This window comes from Parapedobacter sp., assembly GCF_035556095.1.
Taxonomy (GTDB): Bacteria; Bacteroidota; Bacteroidia; order Sphingobacteriales; family Sphingobacteriaceae; genus Parapedobacter.
Map to the genome: position 1 here is coordinate 24,751 of NZ_DATMFT010000023.1, position 26,739 is coordinate 51,489.

At 48.6% G+C, this 26,739-nt stretch carries 19 protein-coding genes; 14 read left to right on the forward strand and 5 right to left on the reverse strand.

The window, feature by feature from the left end; translation table 11 throughout:
* The first annotated feature begins 120 nt into the window (after positions 1-120).
* Both VNQ80_RS14915 and VNQ80_RS14920 read left to right on the forward strand, forming a co-directional pair.
* Positions 121-3,303 carry a sensor histidine kinase gene (locus tag VNQ80_RS14915; protein WP_325640036.1) on the forward strand — a complete coding sequence of 1,061 codons (3,183 nt, stop codon included), beginning with the start codon at positions 121-123 and terminating at the stop codon, positions 3,301-3,303.
* Complete coding sequence (locus tag VNQ80_RS14920; protein WP_325640038.1) at positions 3,278-4,063, forward strand: response regulator transcription factor; 786 nt, start codon at positions 3,278-3,280, stop codon at positions 4,061-4,063. Before VNQ80_RS14915 ends, VNQ80_RS14920 begins: the two co-directional genes overlap by 26 nt.
* A 56-nt stretch (positions 4,064-4,119) precedes the next feature.
* Here VNQ80_RS14920 and VNQ80_RS14925 read toward each other — a convergent pair whose 3' ends face one another.
* The gene (locus VNQ80_RS14925; RefSeq protein ID WP_325640040.1) at positions 4,120-5,973 is read right to left on the reverse strand and encodes a glycoside hydrolase family 2 protein; all 1,854 of its coding nucleotides are present in this window, start codon (positions 5,971-5,973) and stop codon (positions 4,120-4,122) included.
* Between the two features lie 263 nt (positions 5,974-6,236).
* On the opposite strand from VNQ80_RS14925, the gene VNQ80_RS14930 reads away from it, so the two are divergent.
* The 3 genes from VNQ80_RS14930 to VNQ80_RS14940 all read left to right on the forward strand — a co-directional run bounded on the left by VNQ80_RS14930 (position 6,237) and on the right by VNQ80_RS14940 (position 9,056).
* A complete protein-coding gene (locus VNQ80_RS14930; RefSeq protein WP_325640042.1) occupies positions 6,237-6,581 on the forward strand; it encodes a hypothetical protein in 345 nt (114 codons plus the stop codon).
* Positions 6,582-6,739: 158 nt separating this feature from the next.
* The gene (locus VNQ80_RS14935) at positions 6,740-8,380 is read left to right on the forward strand and encodes a SulP family inorganic anion transporter (RefSeq protein WP_325640048.1); all 1,641 of its coding nucleotides are present in this window, start codon (positions 6,740-6,742) and stop codon (positions 8,378-8,380) included.
* Positions 8,381-8,393: 13 nt separating this feature from the next.
* Positions 8,394-9,056, forward strand: a complete 663-nt coding sequence (locus VNQ80_RS14940) for a carbonic anhydrase (RefSeq protein ID WP_325640049.1) — start codon at positions 8,394-8,396, stop codon at positions 9,054-9,056.
* 50 nt (positions 9,057-9,106) lie between these two features.
* Here the strand turns inward: VNQ80_RS14940 and pruA are convergent, their stop codons facing one another.
* Entirely contained in the window at positions 9,107-10,741 is a 1,635-nt protein-coding gene (gene pruA, locus VNQ80_RS14945) for an L-glutamate gamma-semialdehyde dehydrogenase (protein WP_325640051.1), read from the reverse strand.
* 137 nt (positions 10,742-10,878) lie between these two features.
* On the opposite strand from pruA, the gene VNQ80_RS14950 reads away from it, so the two are divergent.
* Positions 10,879-12,297 carry a glycoside hydrolase family 140 protein gene (locus VNQ80_RS14950; RefSeq protein WP_325640053.1) on the forward strand — a complete coding sequence of 473 codons (1,419 nt, stop codon included), beginning with the start codon at positions 10,879-10,881 and terminating at the stop codon, positions 12,295-12,297.
* Positions 12,298-12,319: 22 nt separating this feature from the next.
* Here VNQ80_RS14950 and VNQ80_RS14955 read toward each other — a convergent pair whose 3' ends face one another.
* From VNQ80_RS14955 to VNQ80_RS14965, 3 genes are all read right to left on the reverse strand, one after another.
* A complete protein-coding gene (locus VNQ80_RS14955) occupies positions 12,320-13,786 on the reverse strand; it encodes a sialate O-acetylesterase (RefSeq protein WP_325640055.1) in 1,467 nt (488 codons plus the stop codon).
* Positions 13,787-13,810: 24 nt separating this feature from the next.
* Entirely contained in the window at positions 13,811-14,704 is an 894-nt protein-coding gene (locus tag VNQ80_RS14960) for a carbohydrate kinase (RefSeq protein WP_325640057.1), read from the reverse strand.
* Between the two features lie 85 nt (positions 14,705-14,789).
* Entirely contained in the window at positions 14,790-15,644 is an 855-nt protein-coding gene (locus VNQ80_RS14965; RefSeq protein WP_325640059.1) for a glycerophosphodiester phosphodiesterase, read from the reverse strand.
* A gap of 161 nt (positions 15,645-15,805) precedes the next feature.
* On the opposite strand from VNQ80_RS14965, the gene VNQ80_RS14970 reads away from it, so the two are divergent.
* The 8 genes from VNQ80_RS14970 to VNQ80_RS15005 all read left to right on the forward strand — a co-directional run bounded on the left by VNQ80_RS14970 (position 15,806) and on the right by VNQ80_RS15005 (position 26,733).
* Entirely contained in the window at positions 15,806-16,591 is a 786-nt protein-coding gene (locus VNQ80_RS14970; RefSeq protein ID WP_325640061.1) for an SDR family oxidoreductase, read from the forward strand.
* Positions 16,592-16,657: 66 nt separating this feature from the next.
* Positions 16,658-17,551, forward strand: a complete 894-nt coding sequence (locus VNQ80_RS14975) for a ComEC/Rec2 family competence protein (RefSeq protein WP_325640063.1) — start codon at positions 16,658-16,660, stop codon at positions 17,549-17,551.
* A gap of 34 nt (positions 17,552-17,585) precedes the next feature.
* Complete coding sequence (locus tag VNQ80_RS14980; protein ID WP_325640065.1) at positions 17,586-18,176, forward strand: RNA polymerase sigma factor; 591 nt, start codon at positions 17,586-17,588, stop codon at positions 18,174-18,176.
* Positions 18,177-18,227: 51 nt separating this feature from the next.
* Positions 18,228-19,355 (forward strand): FecR family protein, encoded by a 1,128-nt coding sequence (locus VNQ80_RS14985; protein ID WP_325640067.1) that lies wholly within the window; start codon positions 18,228-18,230, stop codon positions 19,353-19,355.
* A gap of 238 nt (positions 19,356-19,593) precedes the next feature.
* Positions 19,594-22,953: a TonB-dependent receptor gene (locus VNQ80_RS14990; RefSeq protein ID WP_325640069.1), complete on the forward strand. Its 3,360-nt coding sequence runs from the start codon at positions 19,594-19,596 to the stop codon at positions 22,951-22,953.
* A gap of 21 nt (positions 22,954-22,974) precedes the next feature.
* Positions 22,975-24,732: a RagB/SusD family nutrient uptake outer membrane protein gene (locus VNQ80_RS14995; RefSeq protein ID WP_325640071.1), complete on the forward strand. Its 1,758-nt coding sequence runs from the start codon at positions 22,975-22,977 to the stop codon at positions 24,730-24,732.
* A gap of 45 nt (positions 24,733-24,777) precedes the next feature.
* Positions 24,778-25,734 (forward strand): IPT/TIG domain-containing protein, encoded by a 957-nt coding sequence (locus VNQ80_RS15000; RefSeq protein WP_325640073.1) that lies wholly within the window; start codon positions 24,778-24,780, stop codon positions 25,732-25,734.
* A gap of 9 nt (positions 25,735-25,743) precedes the next feature.
* The gene (locus tag VNQ80_RS15005; protein WP_325640075.1) at positions 25,744-26,733 is read left to right on the forward strand and encodes a hypothetical protein; all 990 of its coding nucleotides are present in this window, start codon (positions 25,744-25,746) and stop codon (positions 26,731-26,733) included.
* Positions 26,734-26,739: the final 6 nt, after the last annotated feature.

Sequence of the window (26,739 nt, forward strand, 5' to 3'; positions counted from 1 at the left end):
CTAGGAAAAAAGAAAAATGAATAAAGGCATGTGATTGACAATCCAAAACTTCGACAATTTCCGCTATCTTCAAAATTTACCATTACCTTTGGCTACTAACCATGAGAGCCGGATGAACGGATGAAATCGTTGTTGTTGACATATATTGTATTGGTGTGGATATCGGTTGGCTGTGCCTATGGCCAGCCCTTTTATTTCACACATTATCAAGTAGAGAGCGGACTGTCGAACAACGCGGTATTATGCAGTGCCCAAGACCCGATGGGCTTCGTTTGGTTTGGCACTAAAGACGGGCTTAACCGTTTCGACGGCTATTCTTTCAAGGTTTTTCACAGCGATCCTGAAAATCCCAACGGACTGAGGAGCAATTTCGTCAGGGCATTGCACGTGGATGAAACGGGCTGCATATGGGTAGGCACCGACCAAGGCATCTACCTATTCGATCAGAAATCCGAAACTTTTTCGCTCTTCCATCCCTCCATTACAAATGAAATACTTGATATACAAAGCGACCACCGAGGCAACATCTGGTTTATCAATAACCTGATATTATTTCGCTATTCGACAGGCACCGATAGCTTGCTGTCCATCACAGATCCGTCGGTAGTTTCCGTAAGCGCATTCGGCATTAACGAGATGGGAGACACTTGGATAGGGACCCCCACTGGCGATTTACTACATTATCACCACACCAACGGCTTCCAGCACCGATACCCTATTTTTGAACATTCGCCAAAAGTCGTATCTCAATGGATTGAGCGGATATTTTGTACCAACAAGGGCTACCTGCTGGTAGGGACATCCAAACAGGGCGTCAAAGTCTTCGATACCACGGAGGGCACATATACCGACTTGCTTACGCAGGATGAAAAAGGGACGGACATGTTCATCCGGGATATTATTGAACATCGCCCTGACGAATATTGGTTGGCGACGGAATCGGGGATTTTTATCTACGATCATCGCACCGGAACATACCTCAACCTCAAAAAAGAACGCGGCAATCCTTGGTCGCTATCGGACAATGCTGTATATACGCTTTGTAAAGACAACGAAAACAACATCTGGGCAGGCACCTACTTCGGCGGCATCAACCATTATGCCCAAGCAAATACGTTCTTCGAAAAATTCTTCCCCTTAGGCGGAGGAAATACCATTTCGGGAAATGCCGTTAGGGAATTATGCTCGGACAATCATGGCAACCTTTGGATCGGAACGGAAGACGATGGCCTGAACAAGCTGGATATGCGTACCGGCCGCATGACGAACTACAGGCCTACGGGGGAACAGAACAGCCTGGCCCATTCCAACATCCACGGTTTGCTGATCACCGGTGACACGTTATGGATTGGGACATTCGAGCACGGTCTCGACTTGTTCGACATCCGCACGGGAAAGGTTATCCGCCACTACAATGCAGAAAACAAGGACGGAGCATTACACAACAATTTTATCTTCAATATCTACCGAACCAAAAGCGGGCGAATACTTATGGCAACAGGGGCCGGGCTATATGAATACATGGTGTCGACCAAGCACTTCCAACATGTAACGGGTTTCCCGCCATATATTTTTTACACCACGTTATATGAAGACAGTGACGGAACGATATGGGCTGGCAGCTGGCGCGATGGCTTGTATTATTCGAATCCCAAATCGGGGGAAAGCGGTTCCTTTTCGCACGATGCGCATGTCCCGGGCAGTATTGGCAGCAACCGGGTAAACCGCATATTTGAAGATAGCAACCGCAATATCTGGGTAGCTACGGAGGGCGGGTTGTGTAAGTTCAATCCAAACCGTGCCGATTTCCAACGGTACGGTACCACACAAGGGTTCCCCAGCAACCTCATCCTAGCACTACTGGAAGATGAGGACGGAAAGCTTTGGGTAACCACTTCCAAGGGGCTGGTACGGCTTGCACCTGAAACAGGTGATATCAAGGTTTTCACAAAAGCCAATGGCTTACTTAGCGATCAATTCAACTATAACTCGGCCTACCGCGCAGCGGATGGAACCCTATATTTCGGCAGTGTAAAGGGGCTGATTCGGTTCAATCCGGTAGAATACCCCGAAAGCACATTCCAACCTCCGGTTTATATTACCGGGCTGCAGGTTCACGACAGGGAGTTAGAAATTAACAAGAAGGGGTCGCCGCTAACCCAGTCGATTACATTCATGGATCGCTTGGAGCTCAACCATAACCAATCTTCCTTCAGTATCGATTTTGCGGCGCTGAGTTATATCTCGCCAGGCATGACCGAATATGCCTATAAAATGGAAGGACTGGATAAGGAGTGGACACACATCCAAACCAACCGCAAAGCTTATTTCACCAAGCTACCCCCGGGCGACTACGTATTCCGGGTAAACGTGGTAGACAGCAATGGCGACCTAAAGGGCAAAGAAACGACACTCCGTATCACCATCTTGCCGCCATTTTGGGCAAGCGCCCCTGCGTTTTTTCTCTATGTGTTGCTCGTCATCGCCATCGTTTGGTATACCATAAGAAGCTACCACCGCCGAATCAGGGAAAAAAACAAACGTAAACTGGAGCAACTGCGGCACCGGAAAGAAGAAGAACTCTACCAAGCAAAAATCGATTTTTTTACCAATGTAACGCACGAAATACGCACGCCGCTCACCCTCATCAAGGCGCCCTTGGAAAAGGTGATGAAAAAGGCAGAGGAGCTGCCCACTGTTCGTAAGCATCTGCAAACCATGGAACGGAATACACAGCGGCTGCTGGACCTAACGGATCAGCTGCTCGATTTCAGGAAAACCGAAGTGAACGGATATCGGTTGAATTTCGTGGACTTGGACATCGCCAAACTAGTGAAGGAAAATTATACTGCCTTTAAACTCGTGGCTGCACAGAAAGACATTAAGCTTACACTTACTTCGCCACCCCAACCATGCGTAGCGGCGGTGGATAAGGAAGCGTTTACCCAGATTATTGGCAACTTGCTCACCAATGCCCTGAAATATGCCGAGTGCACAATAGCGATTATCATACAGACCGAATCGGAAACGGGTACCGTTTCCGTCTTGGTCAAAAATGACGGATACCTTATTCCCCTATCGATGCGAGAAAAAATTTTCGAAACGTTTACCCGCTTGAAAATGACGGACAACCAACAGGGATCGGGCTTGGGTTTGGCACTGGCCCGCTCGCTCGCCCAGCTGCACAAAGGCCATCTCCGCTTAGCAAACCCAGAAGACGGGATGAATGTATTTGTATTGACATTGCCCCTTAAACAACGCCAACACAGACGACGCAATGGAGCCAAAATCGCCAACGATTGATAGATCGACCATACTAGTGGTAGACGACCACGTGGAAATCCTCGATTTCATCGTGGATGATCTTAGTGAGCATTACGAGGTACTGCAAGCCGAAAATGGAAAACGGGCGTTGGAAGTTCTTGCGGCCCATCCTGTACAACTGGTGGTGAGCGACGTGATGATGCCTGAAATGGATGGTTATGAATTGTGCCAGCGCATCAAATCTGACGTGGCGCATAGTCACATCCCTATTATCTTACTCACAGCCAAGAATACACTCAAATCTAAAATAGAAGGGTTGGAACAGGGTGCCGATGCGTATATCGAAAAGCCGTTTTCACCCGAGCACCTCCAGGCGCAAATCGGCAGCCTGTTGGCCAACCGGAATAAAATACGTGCTTATTTTGCCCATTCACCCTTGGCACACATCAACTCCATGGCACACACCAAGGCCGATGCGCTTTTCTTGGAAGAATTGAATGCGTTGATCCATGAACACATGGGTGAAGTGGGATTCGACGTAGAGCACCTCGCCGAAAAGATGCATATCAGCCGGCCCACCTTATACCGCAAAATCAAGGCGATATCCGATTTGACGCCCAATGACCTCATCAATGTGGCCCGCTTAAAGAAAGCGGCCGAGTTGCTCAGCGAAGGACGCTATAAAATCTACGAGGTCTCCTATCGTGTTGGCTATAGCTCACAGACCCATTTTGGCCGGAATTTCCAGAAGCAATTTGGCATGTCGCCTAGCGAATATATGGCGAAGCAAAAGCCGTGAAGCCCGCTGTTAGCTTTGATTAGCAAGCGTATTACACTTATTCGTTAATCTTTATATCAATCCGCCTTTATCTCGTACAATTGCTGATGCCATTCCTTCAACTCCGCTTCGGGCATTTTTACCACTTCACGGTCGTAAGTCATCAATCCATTGGTTTCTATTTCCACATCGGTGGTTTGGGTGTATACGGCGGCAGATAATCCCATGGGTATTAAGCGGGCCAAATCATTGACGAGCCCCCGGTACCGACGTTTCAGTTCGTCGGCATTCTTGAAGCTTTGGTATCCCCAGTTGTCTTTATTCTGCCAAGTATGTCCTTCTACAGGCAGTCCCAATCCGCCAAATTCGCCAAGTACAAGGATTTGCTTATCGCCGTACAACTCAGGGCGTGGCATCACTGCATCCGGATAGTTATGGATGTCCATGATGTGCCCGGTTGGGAAGAAATTGCCACCGCTCGCGCTGTTGACTAGTCGCGAGGGATCATAATCCATGGTCCACTCGGTGATTTCCTCCGTTTTAAACTGCCCCCAAGCTTCGTTGAAGGGCACCCATACCACAATACTGGGGAAGTTGTGCAGCGCATCCATAATCGCTTTCCATTCTTTACGATAGATCGCTTCCGATTCGCCGCTACGGTCCTTATCATGCTGGCGCCCTGATGTGATACCCGGACGCATATCCCAGTGATTACCACCCAGGTCACCACTCGGCATATCCTGCCAAACCAATAACCCTAGTTGATCGCAATGGTAATACCAGCGTGCCGGTTCAACCTTGATGTGCTTGCGAATCATGTTGAAGCCCATCGCCTTGGTCTTCTCCACGTCGAAACGTAAGGCTTCATCCGTAGGCGCTGTATATAAGCCGTCCGGCCACCATCCCTGGTCGAGCGGCCCATACTGGAATACAAATTCATTATTGAGCAACATCCGTTGGATGCCGTTTTCATCTTTGTCCATCGATATTTTGCGCATAGCAAAATAAGAGGCCACTTCGTCGACAACCTTTCCTTTACGCAAAACGGCAACCTTGAGGTCATATAGCGACGGTGATGTCGGTGACCAAAGTTCAGCATTGTCGATTTTCAGCGTGGCGTCTGTACCGGCAGTCACAGTCTCTTCGGTGAGCTTCGTTCCGTTTTTCCATGCGGAGATCTGAACCTGGTCGCCTTCCCGGGTCCCCTCAACGGTTGTTTGTACCAAGAGTATGCCCTTGTCGATATCCGGGGTATGCTTAGTGGCAACGATGTGGGTTTGGGGCACCCCTTCAATCCATACCGTTTGCCAGATGCCGGTAACTGGTGTATACCAAATACCATGGGGGCGCACCACCTGCTTACCATTAGGCTGTGGGCCTTCGTTCGTCGGGTCCCACACACCAACGACAATCTCCTGTTTGGCTCCTTTAGCCAGATATGGGGTAATATCAATGGAAAACGGGTCGTATCCACCTTCATGCGAGCCCGCCTTCGCGCCATTCACATAAACGTCGCATTGCCAATCGACCGCGCCGAAATGCAAGATTACCTGTTGCTTACGGATGCTCTTATCCAAAGTAACCGTCCGACGGTACCAAAGCGAGCTATCTTTACCTACCGTCCTTCCAACGCCCGAAAGCGCAGACTCTACGGCAAAGGGCACCAGCAGTTGACCATCATAGCTAGCAGGAGCTGTACCCAGTTTACCAGCCGCGATGGCATAGTCCCAAAGGCCATTTAGATTTTGCCACTGCTCGCGTACCAGCTGTGGCCGCGGATACTCAGGTAGCGGATTTGCTGCATCAATATGCTTAGCCCACGGCGATTTGATTTTGTCACCTACAGGTTGCCAAACCTGCGATTCTTGCGCACTCAACTGTCCGACCTGCAAACAGGATAAGAAAAGAATGGAATAAAGGGTTTTCATCATTGTATTCGCGCTTATGTCGATATATTTTTCCGAAAAAGACAATGCTACGCAAAACAATGCAAATTCGTATATTTTCGTTCAGATTTTTTTCTCGTTATTTCAACATATCGTCTTAACTGCTATGTGCTGACCAAGCTCCCCGCGTTATCGAACTAATAAACCGACTTCCACTTTGTGTTATTTTTTTGTAACTTTTTTGACTGTTCTATACAAAAAGCCCCATATTTTTCTTTTTTTTGCAATCAAACGGTACAATAACATAGATGTCGACCGCAATAACAAGGGAAATATACGCAAAATTGTTCTTTGCCATCTTTTTCGCAAAGATGGCCATCTCAACAGCCCCCATTTTTGTTCACGGTTTTGACAAGGAAGCATTATTGCAAGTCGTTTTGCAGCTCGAAATCGAAAATAACAATGGCAAGTCTGGATTAGGCGACCAAATGAAAGACATTTTCGCCAAGGGCTATTTCAAACTGGCAACTGCTGTCAGTCTCCAACCCCCAGCCGACTACACGATTGAAACAAATTTAATTACGGATGATGCCCGGCATATCCGTGCCTTTTATCCAACCGTACCTACCCCGCCTCCGAACGATCTGGTGTGACCCCGTTTTCCATCAATCCGATGGACTTTTTAGCGATTAACCATTTTACTGCATGTTGAGCGTATGCCAAGTAGCACAGTAATGTGCCGCTGGGCAGCACGTGCGGCATCCTGGTTACAAAATGATTAACTCACGTTTACACTACTTTACTTATTACTATGTTTGGTACACGTACGTCTGCGTTCTTGAAATTATCAAAGCGCGACTTAAAATACGACTTACCGGCGAGCATCGTGGTCTTCCTCGTTGCCTTGCCCTTATGCTTGGGAATAGCGTTGGCTTCCGGAGCCCCATTATTCTCCGGCTTATTAACCGGAATTATCGGCGGCATAATCGTCGCCTCAGTCAGCGGATCACAGCTCAGTGTAAGTGGGCCCGCGGCTGGGCTCACCGTCATTGTATTGGGCGCCATAGAGCAATTGGGCGCCTTCGAAACGTTCTTATTGGCCGTTTTGCTGGCTGGGCTTATTCAGCTCGCACTGGGCATCATCCGTGCGGGGATGATTGGGAACTATTTCCCGTCGTCGGTCATCATCGGCATGCTGGCAGCCATCGGCATTATCATCATATTGAAACAGTTGCCGCACGCCGTGGGATACGACTCCAGTTTCTTCGGCGAGGAGAGCTTTATCCAGCTGAACAACGAGAACACCTTTTCAGCGTTGCAGCAAGCTTTCAGCGCCATCAATTACGGTGCGTTCCTCATCTGTGCGGTATCATTGGTTATTCTGATTGTCTGGCCGCAGTTCAAGAAACTGCGTGTCGTGCCGGCACCGCTTGTTGTGGTCATCGTGGGTGTATTGATGAGTCTATCGTTTGCAGGAAGCACCCTTGCATTGGATGCCAACCACTTGGTCGTGATTCCAGTAGTCGATTCCTTTAGTGAATTTCTGGGCTTGTTCACCTTCCCCGATTTTACACAGATTGGCAACCAAGATGTGTGGATGGCAGCGATTACCATTGCGATTATCGCGAGTTTGGAAACCTTGCTCAGCTTAGAAGCTGTCGATAAGATTGACCCGTTTAAACGGGTCTCGCCGACCAACAGGGAGTTACTCGCCCAGGGTGTCGGCAACATGACCTCTGGATTGGTAGGTGGTCTGCCACTGACAGCCGTCATCGTCCGCTCGTCGGCTAACGTAAACGCAGGCGGCCGCTCTCGGCAAAGCGCCATACTTCATGGCGTGTGGCTTATACTGGCCGTGCTACTCATTCCAACCATCATCAACCTCATTCCGCTTGCATGTTTGGCGGCCATCCTGCTTCACACCGGTTATAAATTGGCACATGCATCTACTTTCAAACGCATGTGGCACAAAGGCCTGGACCAGTTTATCCCGTTCATGGTAACCATCATTGCGGTGGTGTTTACCGATCTGCTTACCGGCGTGGGTATCGGCTTGTTGGTGGCCATGTTTTACATCCTCCGGAATAATCTTTCCAATGTATTTGAATTTCTTGTGGAAGAAAATGAGGATGGAGCCAAAATAACCTTTACCTTAGCCGAAGAAGTGACATTCCTTAATAAGGCGGCAATACAGAAGGCACTATATGCTCTCCCCCGGCGTATAAATGAAATCATTATTGACGGATCGCAGAGCCGCTTTATCGACAAAGACGTAATAGAAGTGCTGAGCGATTTCGAACAGCATGCCGTCAGCAAAGGCAAGTCCATCGAGCTGGTGGGCATTGTAAACAAGAAGAATGTACCCAATATCAGGCGCTTCACACAAAGCATCCTACAAAACGACTCATTGAAACGCAGGTCGATAAAACGACCCACAAATACAATCCAATAAATAATAATACGCTATGTTTAAAAAACAATTAAATAATCCCGAATTAAAAGTAAGTTTCGAAAAAATCCTTGCCGGCAATGCCGAATGGGTTAAACAAGTGCAGGAAGACACTACTGGAAAGCTGAAACAACTGGCCGATGGCCAACAGCCGGAATTGCTTTGGATCGGATGCGCCGATAGCCGTGTTCCAGCAAACCAGATTACAAACACCCAACCGGGTGAAGTTTTTGTACACCGGAATATTGCCAATATGTGCGTCCATTCCGATATGAACATGCTCAGCGTGCTTGACTATGCGGTAAACGTGTTAAAAGTGAAGCACGTCGTTGTAGCAGGGCACTACGGCTGTGGCGGAGTGGCCGCTGCCTTAAGCCGCCAGCAATTCGGCATCATCGACAACTGGCTTTGCCACATTAAGGATGTATACCGTTTCCATAGCGATGAAATAGACGCCATTACCGACGAAAAGCAAAAGGTAAACCGGCTGGTCGAACTCAATGTGGCCGAACAGGTTTTTAACCTATGCACCACTTCGATCGTCCAGAATGCGTGGAAGGAACGGAATGACCTCGCCGTACATGGCATGGTTATCGATATTGCCACCGGCAAGTTGATCGACCTCGACATCACGTTTACCGACAGCGTGGGGTTGGGTAAGGTGTTTGCCTATAAATAGGCAAGAAGTAAATAAGAAGGGCGTCTGCCAGTTGACAGACGCCCTTCTTTTTATTCTACTCCTAAAAATGGATACCGGTAATCCGTTGGCGGGTCGAACGTTTCCTTGATGGTACGCGGTGACACCCACCGTAGCAGATTGATCATCGAGCCCGCCTTGTCATTGGTGCCCGAGCCTCTCGCGCCTCCGAACGGCTGCTGACCAACCACGGCTCCTGTACACTTGTCGTTGATATAGAAGTTGCCTGCCGCATTGCGGAGTGTGTGGGTCGCTTGGCTGATGGCGTAGCGGTCTTGCGCGATTACTGCACCTGTGAGCGCGTAAATAGACGTATTGTCTATCACTTCAAGCGTCTCTTCCCACTTGTCGTCGCTATATACATACATGGTCAATACAGGGCCGAACAGTTCTTCGCACATCGTTACGTAGTCGGGCCTACTGGCTTTGATCACCGTGGGGTGAACGTAATAACCCTCACTCTTGTCGTACGTACCACCAACGATGATTTCGGCATCGCTATCTTCTTTGGCCTGATCGATGAATTTGGCCAGTTTATCAAATGATTTCTCATCGATGACCGCATTGATGAAATTACTGAAATCGTCGATTGGGCCGATCTTGAATGACTTGACATCCGCAATGATTAATTCTTTCAGCTCGGGCCAGAGCGACTCGGGGATATACACGCGGGAAGCCGCGGAGCATTTCTGTCCCTGATACTCGAATGCTCCCCGCACAATGGCTGTTGCCGAGGCTTTGACATCGGCGGATGAATGTATCAATATAAAATCCTTTCCGCCGGTTTCGCCCACAATACGGGGGTACGAACGATAGCGGTGGATGTTCTCGCCGATTGTTTTCCAGATGTGCTGGAACACGGCGGTAGATCCGGTAAAATGTATCCCCGCAAAGTCGGGGTGGTTGAAGATCACGTCACCGGCTGACGGCCCATCTACGAAGACCAGGTTGATGACCCCATCGGGCACACCCGCTTCGCGAAATACCTCCATAAGCACGTTGGCTGAATAAACCTGTGTGTTGGCCGGTTTCCATACCACCACGTTGCCCATCATGGCCGCCGAAGTGGGTAGGTTACCCGCTATCGCGGTAAAGTTGAAGGGCGTGAGTGCAAAGACGAATCCTTCCAGCGGACGCTGCTCAACGCGGTTCCAACTGCCGCTCGGCGAAACCGGAGGCTGCTGCATGTATATCTCACTCATGTACTGCACATTGAAGCGAAGGAAGTCGACGATTTCACATGCGGAATCGATTTCCGCTTGGAACGCATTCTTTGACTGCCCCAGCATCGTCGCGGCGTTGATCTTGTATCGGTAAGGGCCGGCAATCAGGTCGGCTGCCTTCAAAAATATGGCTGCGCGTTGCTCCCAAGGTAGATTTTCCCAATCTTCCTTCGCCGCCAATGCAGCGTCGATAGCCGCCTGTACGTGTGTTTTATCGCCCTCCGAGTAGTGGCCCAGGGTATGTTTGTGCTGGTGGGGAGGATGGATGGAAACTTTCTGATCGGTCCGCACTTCCTTACCACCGATAAACATCGGGATATCCACTTCCTGAGCGAGTGCGGCCTGGATTGCCTGCTGCAGCAGCTTACGTTCTCTGCTTCCCACAGTATACGACAAAATTGGTTCATTCACCGGCGTGGGAACATTAAAAAATCCTTTTAACATAGTTCATTCATTTTGTGTGACGCTACAAAACTACCAAAACCCACAGGACTCTGCAATTTATTTACATTACATTCAGGCCCGATTGCACTACTTTCACTAATGTTCATTACTTTTATTTTTAAATAGCATAAAAGATTATGGTCAACTTCCAACGTTTTTTCTTCTCGGTATTCATTGTCTTATCCGTCGCGGCAGCAACCCAAGCGCAACCGAATTGGCCACATGGCCGGTTGACCGTAGCTCCCAATGGCCATTATTTGCAATATGAAGATGGTACGCCATTTTTTTGGCTTGGAGATACCGCTTGGGAGCTGTTCCATCGCCTTACCAGGGAAGAGATTGCGCAGTATCTTGATAACCGGCAGGAAAAAGGATTCAATGTGATCCAGGCCGTGGTGCTGGCGGAGATGGATGGGTTGCACAGGCCCAATCGATATGGCGACATCCCGTTAATTGACCAAGACCCCGCGAAACCGAATGAGCGCTATTTCCAACTGGTGGATGATGTACTGCAAATGGCACATGAAAGGCAACTTTTCATTGGGTTACTACCGACGTGGGGTGACAAGGTGACGCGCATGTGGGGTGGTGGCCCCGAGGTATTCACGACCGAAAATGCCTATCAGTACGGCCATTGGCTTGGTAAACGCTATAAGAAAAAGAAAAACATCATTTGGATACTGGGCGGCGACCGGCCTGCGATCCACGATTCCGTGGATACGCGTCCCATCTGGCGGGCCATGGCAAGGGGCATCCTTAAGGCCACGGCGGGCAAAGCCCTAATCTCCTACCATATTTCGGGCGGCTCGGCCACGTCGCAACAGATTCATGACGAACTTTGGCTGCACGTGAACATGATGCAATCCGGCCACGGGTCGGGCCATGATGTACCCGTGTGGGATTGGATAACGCGCGACCGGGCCATGGTGCCCACCAAGCCCACGTTGGATTCGGAGCCCAACTATGAGGACCATCCGGTAAACCCATGGCCGAAGTGGGATCCCAAAAATGGCTATTTCGATGATTACGATGTGCGCAAACAAACGTACCGTTCGGTTTTTGCCGGTGCTTGCGGCGTTACCTACGGCCATCATAGTATCTGGCAGTTTTGGAGTGAACGAGAGGAAAAGATCAACCATGCCGACCGGTATTGGACGGAAGCGCTGGACAGGCCCGGGGCCTTCCAGGTTGGCTACCTACGCCAGCTCATTGAAGCGCGCCCATTTGCCGATCGCATTCCAGACCAGTCCATCATCGCAAACGGACAGGGAGAAAAGGGGCAGCACATAAGGGCATTCAGGGACGGTGCGGGCAGTTACCTCATGGCCTACATACCCGAGGGAAAAACCATCACCGTGAATGTGTCTTCACTCCAAGCTGGTGCGTTACGGGGTTGGTGGTTCAACCCGGCTACGGCAGCAACTATCGACATGGGAGACTTAGACAGGACTAAGACATTCGAACTAACAACACCGACCCGAGGTCCCGGCAACGACTGGGTGCTGGTCATCGATCGGGTAGCAGCAGGTTATTCCATTCCCGTGTTTGGACGATGATGCGGGGCACAGAGTCTAAAGCCTAATTCTTCAGCTCATATACGACATCCTTCGTAACCGGTGCCCACTTATCCGTACGGAACGGGGCTGCGGGAAACCCGTTGCTATTGAAGAGGTTGCTTCTGCCGGGATCATCGGCCCACGCATAACGCACAGCCTTGGGTTTACTCACGGAGGGTGAACTCACCACAACCGTTCGGCCTTCAATCCGTGCCTCAGCAGGATAGAATTGCTGGTCGGCCCCCGCGATTTCAAATCCAATGACAGTTTCCGATCCCTTGGTGGTTAATCCGTTATGCACGTGATCGAATTGAATGGTAGCTTGTGCTCCCTTAATAGCAAGTTTTTTATATACAGGGCCACTATATACCACGTCTTGTCCGTAGCTATCGTACAACGCGATGGCTGCCAAACGCTTGCCGACATCCTGCTTATTCCGCGGATGGATATCATCCGTATCGCCGATGTCGATGGTAACGGCTTGGCCCGTATGCGGCAAGGACAGGGTTTTGTGCTGTGCTTCTCTCAGCTCGGCCCACGTGCTTCCACTGGCGCTGGTGCCACCGGATGCTTTGAAACTTGCTAACTGCACGAAATAAAATGGGAAATCGCCGAGCCCCCAACGTTTGCGCCAATCGGTGATCATCATGGGGAACGATTTCCGGTACTCATATGCCCTGCCCGCATTGCTCTCGCCTTGGTACCAAATGGCGCCTTTCACCGTATAGGGGATGAGTGGATTAATCATGGCATTGAACAATAACGTCGGGTACCGGTTTGGGTTGCCATTTTTATTTACGGTATCTGCCGGTGTCTGCTCAAAAACATGGATCGCTTTTTTCAGGCTCTTATCTTTTTCCATCGCTTCTTTACTGATCCAGGTTTCTACCATAGTACCACCCCATGAAGTATTGATAAGACCAATAGGAACATTCAATTCTCCATGAAGTTTACGCGCATAAAAATAGCCCACAGCGGTAAAATTACCGACATTTTTAGTGGTGGCCGTTTTCCATTCCAATGGTTCGCCGATATCATCCAAGGGTATACCGGACGTCTTCCGAGGGATTTCCACTTGCCTAATCTGTGGATAATTAGCATCGGCTATCTCCTTTTCGGCATTGTCGGAGTTAGCAACCGTCCATTGCATGTTTGATTGGCCCGAACAGATCCAGACCTCCCCGATGAGTACATCCGATAACGTCAATGTATTTTTGCCAGAAACCACCAATTGAAACGGCCCACCAGCTTCTTCGGGAGGTAGCGTTAGCTTCCACTTTCCATTGGCATCAGCGGTCGTTTCCCGGCTTTGATGGTTGAGTTGCACTTTTACCTGCTCATTGGGATCTGCCCAACCCCATACCGAAATGGGTTGATGTCGTTGGAGCACCATGCCATCGGCAAAAATCTGGGGCAGCCGCACGTCTGCCGTTAATGCATTGGCCGCCAGTATCAGCGCAAGGGTAAGGACTACTGCATATTTTTTCATGATCGTTTTATAATTTATGCAATGTTAGTTAATTTGTTGCTTTTCTGCAATCAAACCGGCATGGTAAACCGGGCATCCACCTTCTTGCGTAGCTACAAACGCACTTAGCAAAATGGCTTGGCGGAGGCAGTGGTTTATCGGTTTGCCGGCGAGTTTGTTTGCCATAAAAGCAGCCAGAAATGAATCTCCACAACCGACGGTGTCCACCACATTTACCGATAAGCCCTCGGACGAAATTGCCTGTTGTCGGGAGCAATACACGGCACCGTTGGCACCCCGTGTCAAGATGATTTCTGATATCTTTGGATAAACTTGAAGCAGATTTGCCAACGCTAGTTCTTCGGCCTGATGGCCTAACCCAAGCCAGTCGACAATGTATCGAAGTTCCTCATCATTGATCTTTAACACATGGCAGTGCTCCATCAATTCTAAAATCAATGCTTTGTTAAAAAAAGGTTGCCGAAGGTTGACATCAAAAATAGCACATTTTGAAAAAGGAAGATAAGCGAATAATGTATCCCTGGAAACAGCATTACGGACAGCTAGGCTGCCGTAAACCAATGCATCAGCCCCTTCAATAGCTGCAGCTACATCTAGGTCGAATAAAATATAATCCCAAGCTACATTTTCCAGTATCTCATATGCTATGCGGCCATCTGGCAGCAGGTTCACCACGACCTGAGAAGTAGGGTAATCACTTGTCTTTTTTAGAAAAGTGGTATCAACACCCAGGGAATGGATGGCCTGCAAAAGGTCTTCCCCTTCCGCATCTTTCCCAACTTGACTAACAATCTGACTTTTTATTCCATTTTTACTCAAATGGTAACAGACGTTTAGCGGTGCCCCTCCTACTCGTCGCCCATTGATGAGATTGTCCCAAAGGGTTTCGCCAAAACAAATAACATTATTTCTGATCATTATATTCACTTTCTATATGGTTAGGCAAATCTGCGACCTCCCCATCCTTGAACATTGCAATATGCGCGGCACATCCCCCTGCCAGTTATTTTAATGTAATCCAAGGGGCATTCGCGCCTACCCACTCGGTAACGGCAACCGGCACATCCGAACATAAATAGTCGCTGCCCAAGGAAACACCGAGCAGAAAATCCGCAACGGAGTGCCCCGGCCACAAACTCACTTTGAATCCCTGTTTTTTTGCTTCCTTGACCATGGCCCGGGAAGTGCCGTCGATATTACACCCTACCCGGTCTATGTTGAGTTCTTTTGCTTCATCAAGCACCGTTTGGCTCAGCGGCGCACCTTTGATAAACAGCAAATCGACGGAAGGGTATGTGGTCTTCAAGTAGTGAAGCGGGCGCTTATCGAAAGAAGTGAGCACATAATTCGACGTAGGGGGCATAGCAGTATATACTTTTTGATAAAGCACGTCACAATATGCTGTAAGTTTCTTCTCGTCGTACATGGGCTTATTGGTTTTCATCTCAAATTCAATATAAACCCCAGGTTTATCGCTAAAAAAGGCCAGCACTTCGTCAAGTGTCGGAATATCATTCCCTTTCTTTGTTTGCAGCTGCTTGATTTCTTCGAGCGTCAGGTCTTCGATGGTGCCTTCTTTTCCTACAATCCGTTTCAGGTCAGCGTCATGAAAGATGACCAGTTGACCATCTTTCGTTAGCCTGACATCTGTTTCATAACCCCTTAGTCCTTTATTGTAGGTTTCCCCGAAAGCGCTGATGGTATTTTCATCGTACTCGTGCGCACCACCGCGGTGCGCAAACAGCTTTACTTCGACTTGCTGTGCATAGACGTGGGCGCCGAGCAACGGGAAAGCAGCCAGCAAAATAGCAATTTGAAATGTGATTTCTCCTTTTAGCGCGTGTATAATAAATTTCATCGTCAGTTAATTTCGATCAATACCCTAATGTTTGCGTGGGCTTTTCGGCCATGAATTTAGTACTTCCCGATGAAATTAACGTTTATTTCATCATTTAATAGCTCGCCATTAGGGTCAAATATAATTAATCCTTTAACTTCGTATCATCAAATTACAACGCAATGAATCTGTCCTTACACGAAAAATGTGCGCTCATTGGCGGTGGTTCCGAAGGAATTGGTTTGGCCATTGCCTATGAGCTGGCATTGTTAGGTGCCTCGTGCATACTTGTAGCCCGACATGAAGACCGGCTTCGCCAGGCGGTGGTACAACTGGATACCGCCGTGGGGCAACAGCATACCTTTCTGGTGGTGGACTATCAGGATACGGAAAGCACCGACAGGGCAATAACCGCTCTCGTTGAAAAGCACCCTATACACATCGTAATCAACAACAGCGGGGGGCCTCCCCCGGGCCAGATAACCGAAGCTATAGCCTCCGACTTCCTTAAGGCCTTCGAGCAGCACCTTATTTCCAGTCAGGTAATAGCCCAAACCGTATTACCCAGCATGAAAGCCGCTGGTTATGGCCGTATCATCAACGTAGTTTCTACTTCGGTGAGGGTCCCATTAGCTGGGCTGGGCGTAAGTAACACCATACGGGGTGCTGTAGCCTCATGGGCAAAAACGTGGTCTAATGAGGTAGCAAAATACGGAATTACCGTAAACAATATCCTACCGGGTGCCACCAAAACCGGGAGGCTGAACGCTCTCATTGAAAAACGAGCCAAAGCTGCCAATACAACGGTGGAGCGGATTGTCGAAAGTATGACTGGGGAAATCCCGGCCCAGCGGTTTGCTAAACCCGAAGAAATAGCGGCGGTGGCCGCATTCTTGGCTTCGCCAGCTGCTGCCTACGTTAACGGTACAAGCATCCCGGTAGATGGCGGCAAAATAGGGGCAATATAATTACAGGATGTACCGGGATGGCATAGTCGGGTTTTATTCCTATTTTCGGCATTTAAGCTTAAAATTATGCATAATATAACCTTTCGTTATTTGTTGCTCTCGCTATTCGTGTGCGGCCTGTTTTTTAGTACAACCGCTTTTGGGGCAGAGAAACCCGGATTTACGCTGTGGCAGCTTCCCGCACAATCGCCCTCTCAGATGAACTCCTATGTGCTTGTAACCGACAACGGTAAACTATGTGTGATGGATGGCGGAACAGCCGCAGATGCTTCATACCTGAAAGGGTTTCTGGCCGCACTGGGAAATGAAGTGGAGGCTTGGTTCATCACCCATCCCCACAGCGATCACATCGGCGCGCTCAATGAACTATTGAAAGCACCCAATGACCTGACGATCCACACCATTTACCATTCGGAACTATCGACATCATTTGTGGAACAATATGAAAAAGGAAGTGAGGCGCTTACCAAAGAATTCTATGAAAGGCTGCGGAAATTTGAAGGAAAGGTCGTTAATATGACGGAACCGGGCCTCGTGATACCCATGGGCAATACGACCTTTAAAATCCTAGGCGTTAAGAATGAGGAAATCACGGCAAACCCCTATAACAACCAAAGTGTGGTCATCAAAGTATGGGACACCAAAAAATCGGTATTATTTCTTGCTGACTTGGGACTAGAAAGTGGTGATAAATTGTGGAACGGTCCGTATCGGGATGAACTCAACTGCGATTACCTACAAATGGCTCATCATGGCCAAAACGGGGTGAGCAAAGATTTTTACCGCAACATCTCCTTCCGGGCTTGCCTATGGCCTACCCCAAAGTGGCTGCATGACAATGATGCCGGAAACGGATACAATACACACAATTGGGAAACGATTGAAATCAGGAATCTGATGGATGAAATTGGAATCAAAGAACACTACTGGATGTTTGAGGGCCTCCATAAAATACAATAACAACAAGACGCCTTAGGCGTTTGCCTCCCAACCAATGGCTTCCCTTTATCAACATCACACCGACAAGGAATTGGTCGCCAAACTACGGCAGGGCGAGGAGGCCGCCCTTTCTGAAATCTATGAGCGGTACTGGGACCGGTTATTTACCGTTGCCGCTAACCGCTTGGGCAACGCACAGGAAGCCGAAGAATGTGTACAAGACGTATTGTATAAGCTGTGGCGCCTCAAGGACACCCTGTACGTGGAGAATGACGATCTGTCGGCATACCTAGCCGTCGGGATGCGTAACCAAATATTTAACCGTAGACTGAAACGCCATCGCGAGCGCCTGCGCGCAGCCGGATACGAAGTAAACGACACCAAACAACCTTCTCCCGAACAGCTGTTGATAGCTCAGGAATTGCAAGAACGCATTGACCAGACCATAAACGACCTCCCCAGCCAATGCCGAATTGTTTTTGAATTGAGCAAAAAGGAAGGAAAAACCATTAAACAGATGGCCGACCAACTGGGTATCTCGGAGAATACAGTGAAATATCATCTCAAGAAAGCCAATCGCGACATACGCGGGAACCTAGACTTGAGTGTATGGTTCGCCGTATTGTTCTATTTTTTTCAAAAGTAACCTACCCCCTCCCATCATTTCGGTGTCTATATTAATAACCAAAGACATGAAATGGAGCACGAGAACCGTATCGATAGCCTAATCGCCAAGTTAGCAGCTGGAACAATCACCGATGAGGAAATGGCGGACCTAGCCAAATGGTATAATGGTTTCGACGACACGCAGATAACGTTATCGACAAGAAATGAGGATAGTGCTGATCAATTGAAAGCACGTATGTACCGAGGTCTAATAAAACAAATAGGGCCAACCAACGATACGCCTCGGCGACTCAGCAGAACATGGATACCGTATGCGGCGGCAGCGATACTGGCTATAGCGGGTGTCTGGTATATCGTGGATGATGAAGCTCATGGCCCTAAGACCGCCCAAGTAACAGCGGCAGATATTGTGCCCGGGGGTAACCGGGCAATGCTAACGTTATCCGATGGTCATACAATAGCATTGAGCAAGGATCATACGGGCATTGCTGTGAACGATGCCCTTACATACCTCGATGGAACAATAATCGTCGATAACGAGCTCATGGAATACACTGAGCATGCCGACAAACCATTGGCACTTACTACACCGAGCGGAGGAACCTATCAAATAGCATTACCAGACGGAACGCTGGTATGGCTAAATGCAGCTTCTACACTGAGGTATCCGAAACGGTTTGATGGTTCCGAACGTGTCGTGGAATTAAATGGCGAGGCCTTCTTTGAAGTGAGTAAGCAACGAAAGCCATTTAAGGTGATCAGTGACGGTCAAGTGGTAGAAGTATTGGGCACCCAATTCAATGTATCTGCCTATCCCGATGAGTCGCATACCAAAACCACATTGGTAACGGGCCGTGTGCAAGTGTCGTCTACAGCCAATACCGGATCACCGGTATCTATAGCTCCCGGCCAGCAATCTAGCGTTGTCGGCAGCGATATCCGGGTAACAGCCGTAGACACCAATCAATACATTGCGTGGAAACAGGGAATATTCCATTTTGAATCTACCCCTCTGGAAGAAATGCTCAAGCAGATTGCTCGGTGGTATGATGTGGAAGTGGTCTATAAAAGCGGCGTACCTAAGGAAACATTCACGGGAAGATTTAGACGGGATGTGTCATTGAAAGGCGTAATAGATATCCTACAGTTGTCAATGATCAATGTGGCGTTCGAAAACGGAACACTGATTATAAACTGAAATGGAAATAACTAATCGATAACTTAAAAACGAAAATATGGAATAAACAAGGACCTGATATAATGAATAAGGGAAGTGCTGCGAACACTCCCCTCTTGTTCAGAAAAACCAGTGATAAAACGTGAATTAAAACTAGTTAGTTAACTTATCCAAACGAACAAACGTAATGATAAATTATGATTTTTCCCGATTCGGGAAGAAGAAGATGCCCCTTGGTATCGAACAATTACTTCGAATCATGAGATTGACCTCACTATTGCTTTTGACCGTTTGCCTGCACTTGAGTGCGGCAACGCGATCGCAAACCGTTTCTTTAAATGTGAAGAACCAACCGATCGGAAAGGTATTTCAGGCTATCGAAACGCAGACCAACCTGATGGTGATATCCAACGATCGGTTAGTAAACCGGTCTACTCCGGTCTCTATCCACGTAAACGACATGTCGCTGGCCCAGGCATTAGACATGTTATTAAAACCGGTTTCGTTGACCTACAAAATTACAGAAAACACCATCGTAGTCACCGAGCAGCCAGTTGCTTTACCAATTGAGACCATACGCGAGCCGACGGTACCGTTACAGCGCGTAATCCGTGGCCAAGTTACCGATAACGAAGGGGGACCGTTAGCGGGCGTAACCGTAAGTGTACAGGGGACGGCAACGGCCACAACGACCGATGAAACGGGACATTACCAAATCTCTCTCCCTCAAGACGGCACCATACTGATATTTTCGTTGGTGGGATATGAACGGACAGAAGTTGCAATTGGCAACGCCGACAATACCATAAATATTTCCATGACATCGACGATAAGCGATTTGGACGAAGTGGTTGTCGTGGCATTCGGGACACAGAAAAAAATCTCGGTAACAGGAGCTATTGCGTCGATACAAACCAAGGAAATCAAACAAAGCCCCGCGGCCAACCTTGCGGTAACATTGGCCGGCAGACTACCTGGCCTCACCGCCTTACAGCGTAGCGGTGAACCCGGGCGTGACCACACCGCCCTATTTTTGCGCGGGATGGGAACGTTGAACGCAACCGCACCCATTATTTTGGTGGATGGCGTAGAACGCGAAATGACATATATCGACCCCAATGAGGTAGAAAGTGTGTCTATTCTTAAAGACGCGTCTTCCACGGCCTTATTCGGCGTCCGTGGGGCGAATGGCGTGATCCTCGTAACCACCAAACGTGGCGATAGCGGCCGCCCAACCATCGGGCTGACTTATGAGCAGGGCCTGCAGGGCTTCACACGCACGCCATCGGTTTTAAGCGCTTATGAATGGGCGAGCCTCCGCAACCAAGCGTGGGCAAACGACAACCCCAATGCAAATCCCAACGATCCAGTAAACCAACCCCCGTACTCGGAATATGCGCTCGATCGATTCCTGTATCAAGATTATCCAGATGCATATCCGAATACCAACTGGCAGAAAATGTTGTTTAACGACTTCGTGGGCCAGCAACGGTATAATTTAAATATCAGTGGGGGCGGCGACTATGTGCAATATTTCGTCAACGTAGGCTTCCTTGACCAAGGTGGGCAATGGAAAATAAGCCCTGACGTAACAGAATACGACCCTGCCGGCTACCTGAAGCGGTATAACTTCCGGTCTAACATCGATGCCAAGCTGAACAAGTCTGGGAGGCTGAGCACCTTTTTGAATGCCGCAGGGTATTTTGAACAGGTTAATTCGCCCAATGCCAATACGGATGAGATTTTCAGGAGGACTTATAGCTACTTTCCGGTGGTATTGCCTGGACCGCTGACACCCGACGGGGAGGTGCTCATCGGACCCGGCAACTATAATGTATCACCATGGGCGCTGATAAACCGCTCGGGCTATCGGAAGGAAACTCGGAACAACATCACCGCATCCTGGGGGCTAAAGCAGGATCTTGACATGATAACCGATGGCTTGTCTGCCAAATTCATGGCGTCTTTTGACACACGAACGATTTACTCACTCACCGCATCCAAAGAATACCAGCGGTGGATACAGGTCATCGATCCGAACACTTCAAACCACTTGGGCATGGATAGCGTGGAATACCGGCGGATGTTTCTGGAATTAGAAAACACGCCTTTGAGTATCGGCAGCGGCTCCAACTTCCAATCGTTTTTCAACTTCCAATTTACGGCGGATTACCAACGTACATTTAATGAAAAACATGCGGTTACAGGTATGTTGTTGGCGCAACAGGAAATGCGGGTAATGCCAAATGACCGGCTGCCTTTCAATCTACGGGGGATTTCGTTGCGTGCTATGTATAGTTACGACAACACTTATTTTGCCGAATTCAACGCGGGTTACAACGGGTCTGAACAGTTCGCTGAAGGCCGCCGGTATGGATTCTTTCCAACGGTGTCTGGCGGATGGGTGGTATCAAACGAGCACTTCCTGAAAGACAACGATTACCTCACCCTGCTCAAATTGCGTGCTTCTTATGGCCGGGTAGGTAGTGACCGATTAGGAAGCCGACGCTTCCTCTACCTCGATGACATTCAGCGTCAAACTGGCGGCGGCTATAGTGGATCACTGGGTAGGGGCGGCAAAATTGCAGAAAATTACTTAGGCAATCCGCTTATCCAATGGGAGGTGGCCGAGAAAACCAACGTGGGTTTGGAACTCGGATTATGGAATGACATCACGCTGATGGTTGATTTATTCAAGGAAAACCGGAACAATATCTTGATCAACCGCCAAACAATACCGATGGTGTATGGTGTGGAAGCCTCTCGTATGAGCCCGGTTAATATGGGCGTGGTTGAAAACCACGGATATGAAATTGAACTCAACTATAACAAGCGGATCAACAACGACTGGTCCATCCTTTCCAAACTAAATTATAATTTCGCACGCAACAAAGTCGTCTTCTCGGACGAGCTGCAATACCCCGACGATTATGCTTACCGCTACCGCCAAACCGGTTACCGGATCGGGCAAGTCTTTGGCTATCCCTTACGCAGTGGATATTATACCAGCTACGAGGAAATTGAAGCCGAAGCCCTCAATTATGTAGGCTATACCGTAAGACCGGGCGATTTCAAATACAAAGACACCAATGATGACGGAATGATCGATGAACGCGATATGGTGCCCATCGGCTATTCCGGTATCCCGGAGTACACTTTCGGTGGAGCTTTCAGCATCAACTACCGTGATTTCGACATCTCGTTCCTATTTCAAGGGATTATGAATGTAACCCAACCGCTATCGGGTTATGGCACAATGAGTATGTATGACTTCCGGGATCGCCACCGTTATGCGTGGACGGCAGAACGCGCCGCCGCCGGCGAAGAAATACAGTACCCGCGACTAAGTTTAGGAAGCTCCGTAAGCGAGCGGGATGCGAATGCTTTCTTTATCGAAAACCGCAGTTTCGTACGCCTCAAAAATGCAGAAATAGGATATCGACTACCATCCTCCATATTCAGCCGCATCGGCGCTAAAGAGATTCGGTTTTACGTAAACGGACTTAACCTTATTACTTGGGATTGGATGCGTACGAATGATTTCGATCCGGAAGTAAATAACTCGCTAAGCTATCCGGTATACCGGGTGTTTAACGGGGGAGTTAATGTCACTTTTTAATTGTTTTTGGAAATAAAAAAGATGAAAACATTACAATATAAACTATGCGTAGTGCTTGCTCTGATAACCCTCGGCTGTCAAAAAGACCCCTTGGATATCATGCCTGACGGACGCCTCACATTGGAACAGATCTTTGCCGACGAAATGATGACGTCGGAATATGTGAATACCATCTATGATAACATCAACCCATATGGTACGGCATATGACTATTTTACGATGCTTGCCGGCTTCTCGGACGAAGCGCACGACAATGACTTCCCACAGGACATGCAACGTGCCCCATCCCGCTGGTACAATGGCGAGTTACGACCAAATTGGAACCCCTTGGACATTCAGTTTTCAACGGGTTCTTCAAGTACGGAGTCAAACGGCAACTATTACCGGAAAAACTGGGCGGGCATTCGCCAAACCAATGTCTTTTTAGCAAATATCAGCAGCACACCATTTGCCAATCCTCAGGTAAAAGCCCGCCTGATCGCCGAGGTGAAGGTATTACGGGCTTTTTTCTACTTAGAGCTGATTAAGATGTATGGGGGCATGCCCGTCGTTGACAAACCTTTTGGCGGTGATTTCCAATTTGAGTCACTACCGAGGCAGTCTTTCCAGGAATGCGTCGACTTTATCAAACAGAATTGCGATGAAGCCATCCTGGAGCGGCACCTGCCCTACCGTATTACAACAGAGCCGGAGCGTGGGCGCTTTACAAAAGCGGTAGCACATGCCATACGATCACAAGCGTTGCTATTCGCCGCAAGCCCGCTGTGGAACGAGACGGATGACCAAGCGCACTGGGCTGAGGCTGCGGAAGCAAGCAAAAACTCGCTAGACGAATTGTTGGCTAATAATTACGTTCTCCACAACGATTACGAAGCATATTTTATTAGCCGTACGGATATCAGTGCCAATCCGGCTGACAAGGAAACCATCTTCGAGGTCAAACCGTACCGCGCGCACGAATTCAGCCATCTGATGTTCCGTATGCATGCTATTCCTACTTTAGGCGGTGATAAAGCAGGCGTTAGTCCTTCGCAAGAGCTGGTAGATAGCTACGACATGGCAAATGGTGAGCCGGCCATTACGGGCTATTACGATGAAGATCACCTCTACCCCATCATCAATACCACTTCGGGCTATGACGAGTCAAAACCATATGAAAACCGTGACCCCCGATTTTATGCGACCGTGTGGTACAATAACGCATACTACGGCGAGATCAATGGCCAGCCCTACTACATCCAGTCCTATCTCGGCGGTGCTGACGGAATCTCCAACATCATGCAACGGACAGGTAACGGTTACTACCTCCGAAAATTCCGAGATCCAGACCAACTGGACCCGAATACGGGAACCTCGCGGTTTAAGAAGTACCGATTGGGCGAACTGTATCTGAATTATGCCGAAGCTGCGAACGAAGCTTTCGGCCCAACCGAAGATGTTTATGACGCCGTCAATGCGATCCGTGACCGTGTAGATATGCCCGCCCTTCCCGCCGGAATGAGTAAGGAAGAAATGCGCGAGCGCATCCGGCGTGAGCGCCGCGTCGAACTGGCATTTGAGGAGCATCGGTTTTGGGACGTAAGGCGTTGGAAAATATTGAGTAGCACCGATAAATTGACCACCGGCATAGAATGGACAAAATCCGGCAGCAGCTTCACCGGAAAGCGCATCGTAACCGGAAGACGTAAATCGTGGACCGACAATCACCTGGTTTTCCCTATCCCATTGAGTGAATTGACCCTAATGCGACTGTGGAATCAAAATCCGGGATGGGAATAATGTCACGGATGAAAGTGAATGAACAATTGAAAATATTCATGAAAAATGAAGACGAACAACTTTAGTATATATCTCTATGCCGCTGTACTACTGGCGAGCGGCTGTAAAGAAGAAGAATCTACACCGATAAATACGGCACCAATACCACGTATTCTCGCGTTAGCACCCGCGAATGCTGCAGAAGGCGATACATTATCCATCAACGGCCTCAATTTTTCGAACAATCCGGAGGAAAACGAAGTCAAATTCGGCCAATCAATCATCGAAGCACTTTCTGTTTCCGATACATTAATCCGGGTAGTTGTGCCCGTGATAGAAGGCAATATCATTGGTGTATCGGTACGCAGCCGGGGGAAAATTTCAAACAAGCGGAACCTTTCGCTCGTACGTTCAAAAGTATTCGAGGATGATTTTGACCGGGCTGATGTACCGTCGGTGGGCTCGGCTACCGTCCCTAATCCGCTTGGCGCGGACTGGCAGATTATAAATGGCAAATTTTCGTTAAGTGAAAACCGGCTTTTCAGTTCGGAAGGCGGATCGGAGTCTTACATGTTCTACCGAAATCCCGATTTAGACATGAAAGTAGGTGACGGCAGCTATTTTGAACTGACAGCAACAATGAGCAGCTCTCCCGAATCTTTCGCCGGTATTATTTTCAATGCGCAGAGCGACAACAAACGCTTTTACCTGCTCCGTACCACCAACAACATGTTACAACTCTTGAAGACGGGCGAAAATGGGCTTGGCCATTGGGTAAATATCATGGTGAATCAAACGTTTGAAGGGTTTGCGCCAAACACTCCCTACCAGGCGGTCATTTCCTCGTCTCAGCCCGGGAACTTCCGTATAAAGGTTACAAATGCGGATACCAACAATATACTCTTCGAGCAAAGCGTAGACGATGCCGACCCTTACCTGGGTGGATCGCCAGGCGTTTATTACTTTGGACTGGCCAATCCGGTAGCCATCGCATTTGACAATTTCCATTTAGAACTACTATAACATAAAGTCATGACTACAGTAAAAAATATGATCACATTTCTGGGAATAACTGGTTGCTGCTTGATCTCATCATGCTCGGCCGGTGGCGACACCGGGGCGCCGACCGGACCAACAAGCCAAACCCAATACGATACCGTATCGGTTCTTGGAGACCGGGCTTTCGAGCGGGGCCTGCTGTGCAAGCGCGCCGATACGCCATCACCCGGAAATATCTACCCTTTTGGTGCCGCAACTGCAGCACCAATATGGGAAATGGCCGAGTGGGGTACAAAATACGAGCTGGAAGAGACCGATAAGACAACGGATAATGATGGCCGTATCACTTACACCAATGCCGGTAAAGCGATTTCCTTCGCAAAGGATGAAGCAGACGTAAAAGTTGCTATGGATATATTCACATCAACAGAATACGATGCGCCACGCCAGCAAAACCAAGCATGGCCTCATCTGTTGATTGAGCAATCGTTTCCTGAAAAACCCCTTGTCAAAGATTTAGAAGGACTGGTCTTGAAATTTGAAGGTCGGCTAACCAAGGCAGAAATGAAAATGGACGCAACTGACTTCAACCCTGGTTTACATACCGCCCAATTCCAGCTCTTTATTACCGTACAGGATTTAAATCCGAACTCGGCATATTATGGCGACTATTTATGGTTTGGTATTCCATTCTATGACTACCGTTACGAGCAAATCCCACTGTACGCCGCTCAGGACGTAGGCAAGGGTGATGCGACGGGCAAGTTCATATACAGCGCCGGAAGTACGGATTTTATGGAAGGATCGTTTCAGTCGGGGAATTGGATAACCATCGAAAAAGATATCTATCCCCTCATTGTGGGTGCTTTAGAACTCGCAAAAGAAAGAGGATACCTAACCGGTTCGTTTTTTGACGATTTCGGGATTTCGGGAATGAACCTCGGATGGGAGGTGCCCGGCACATTTGACGCCGGTTTCGAATTCAAAGATTTTGATATCTTAGCCGTAACAGAACGTAAATAAAATCAC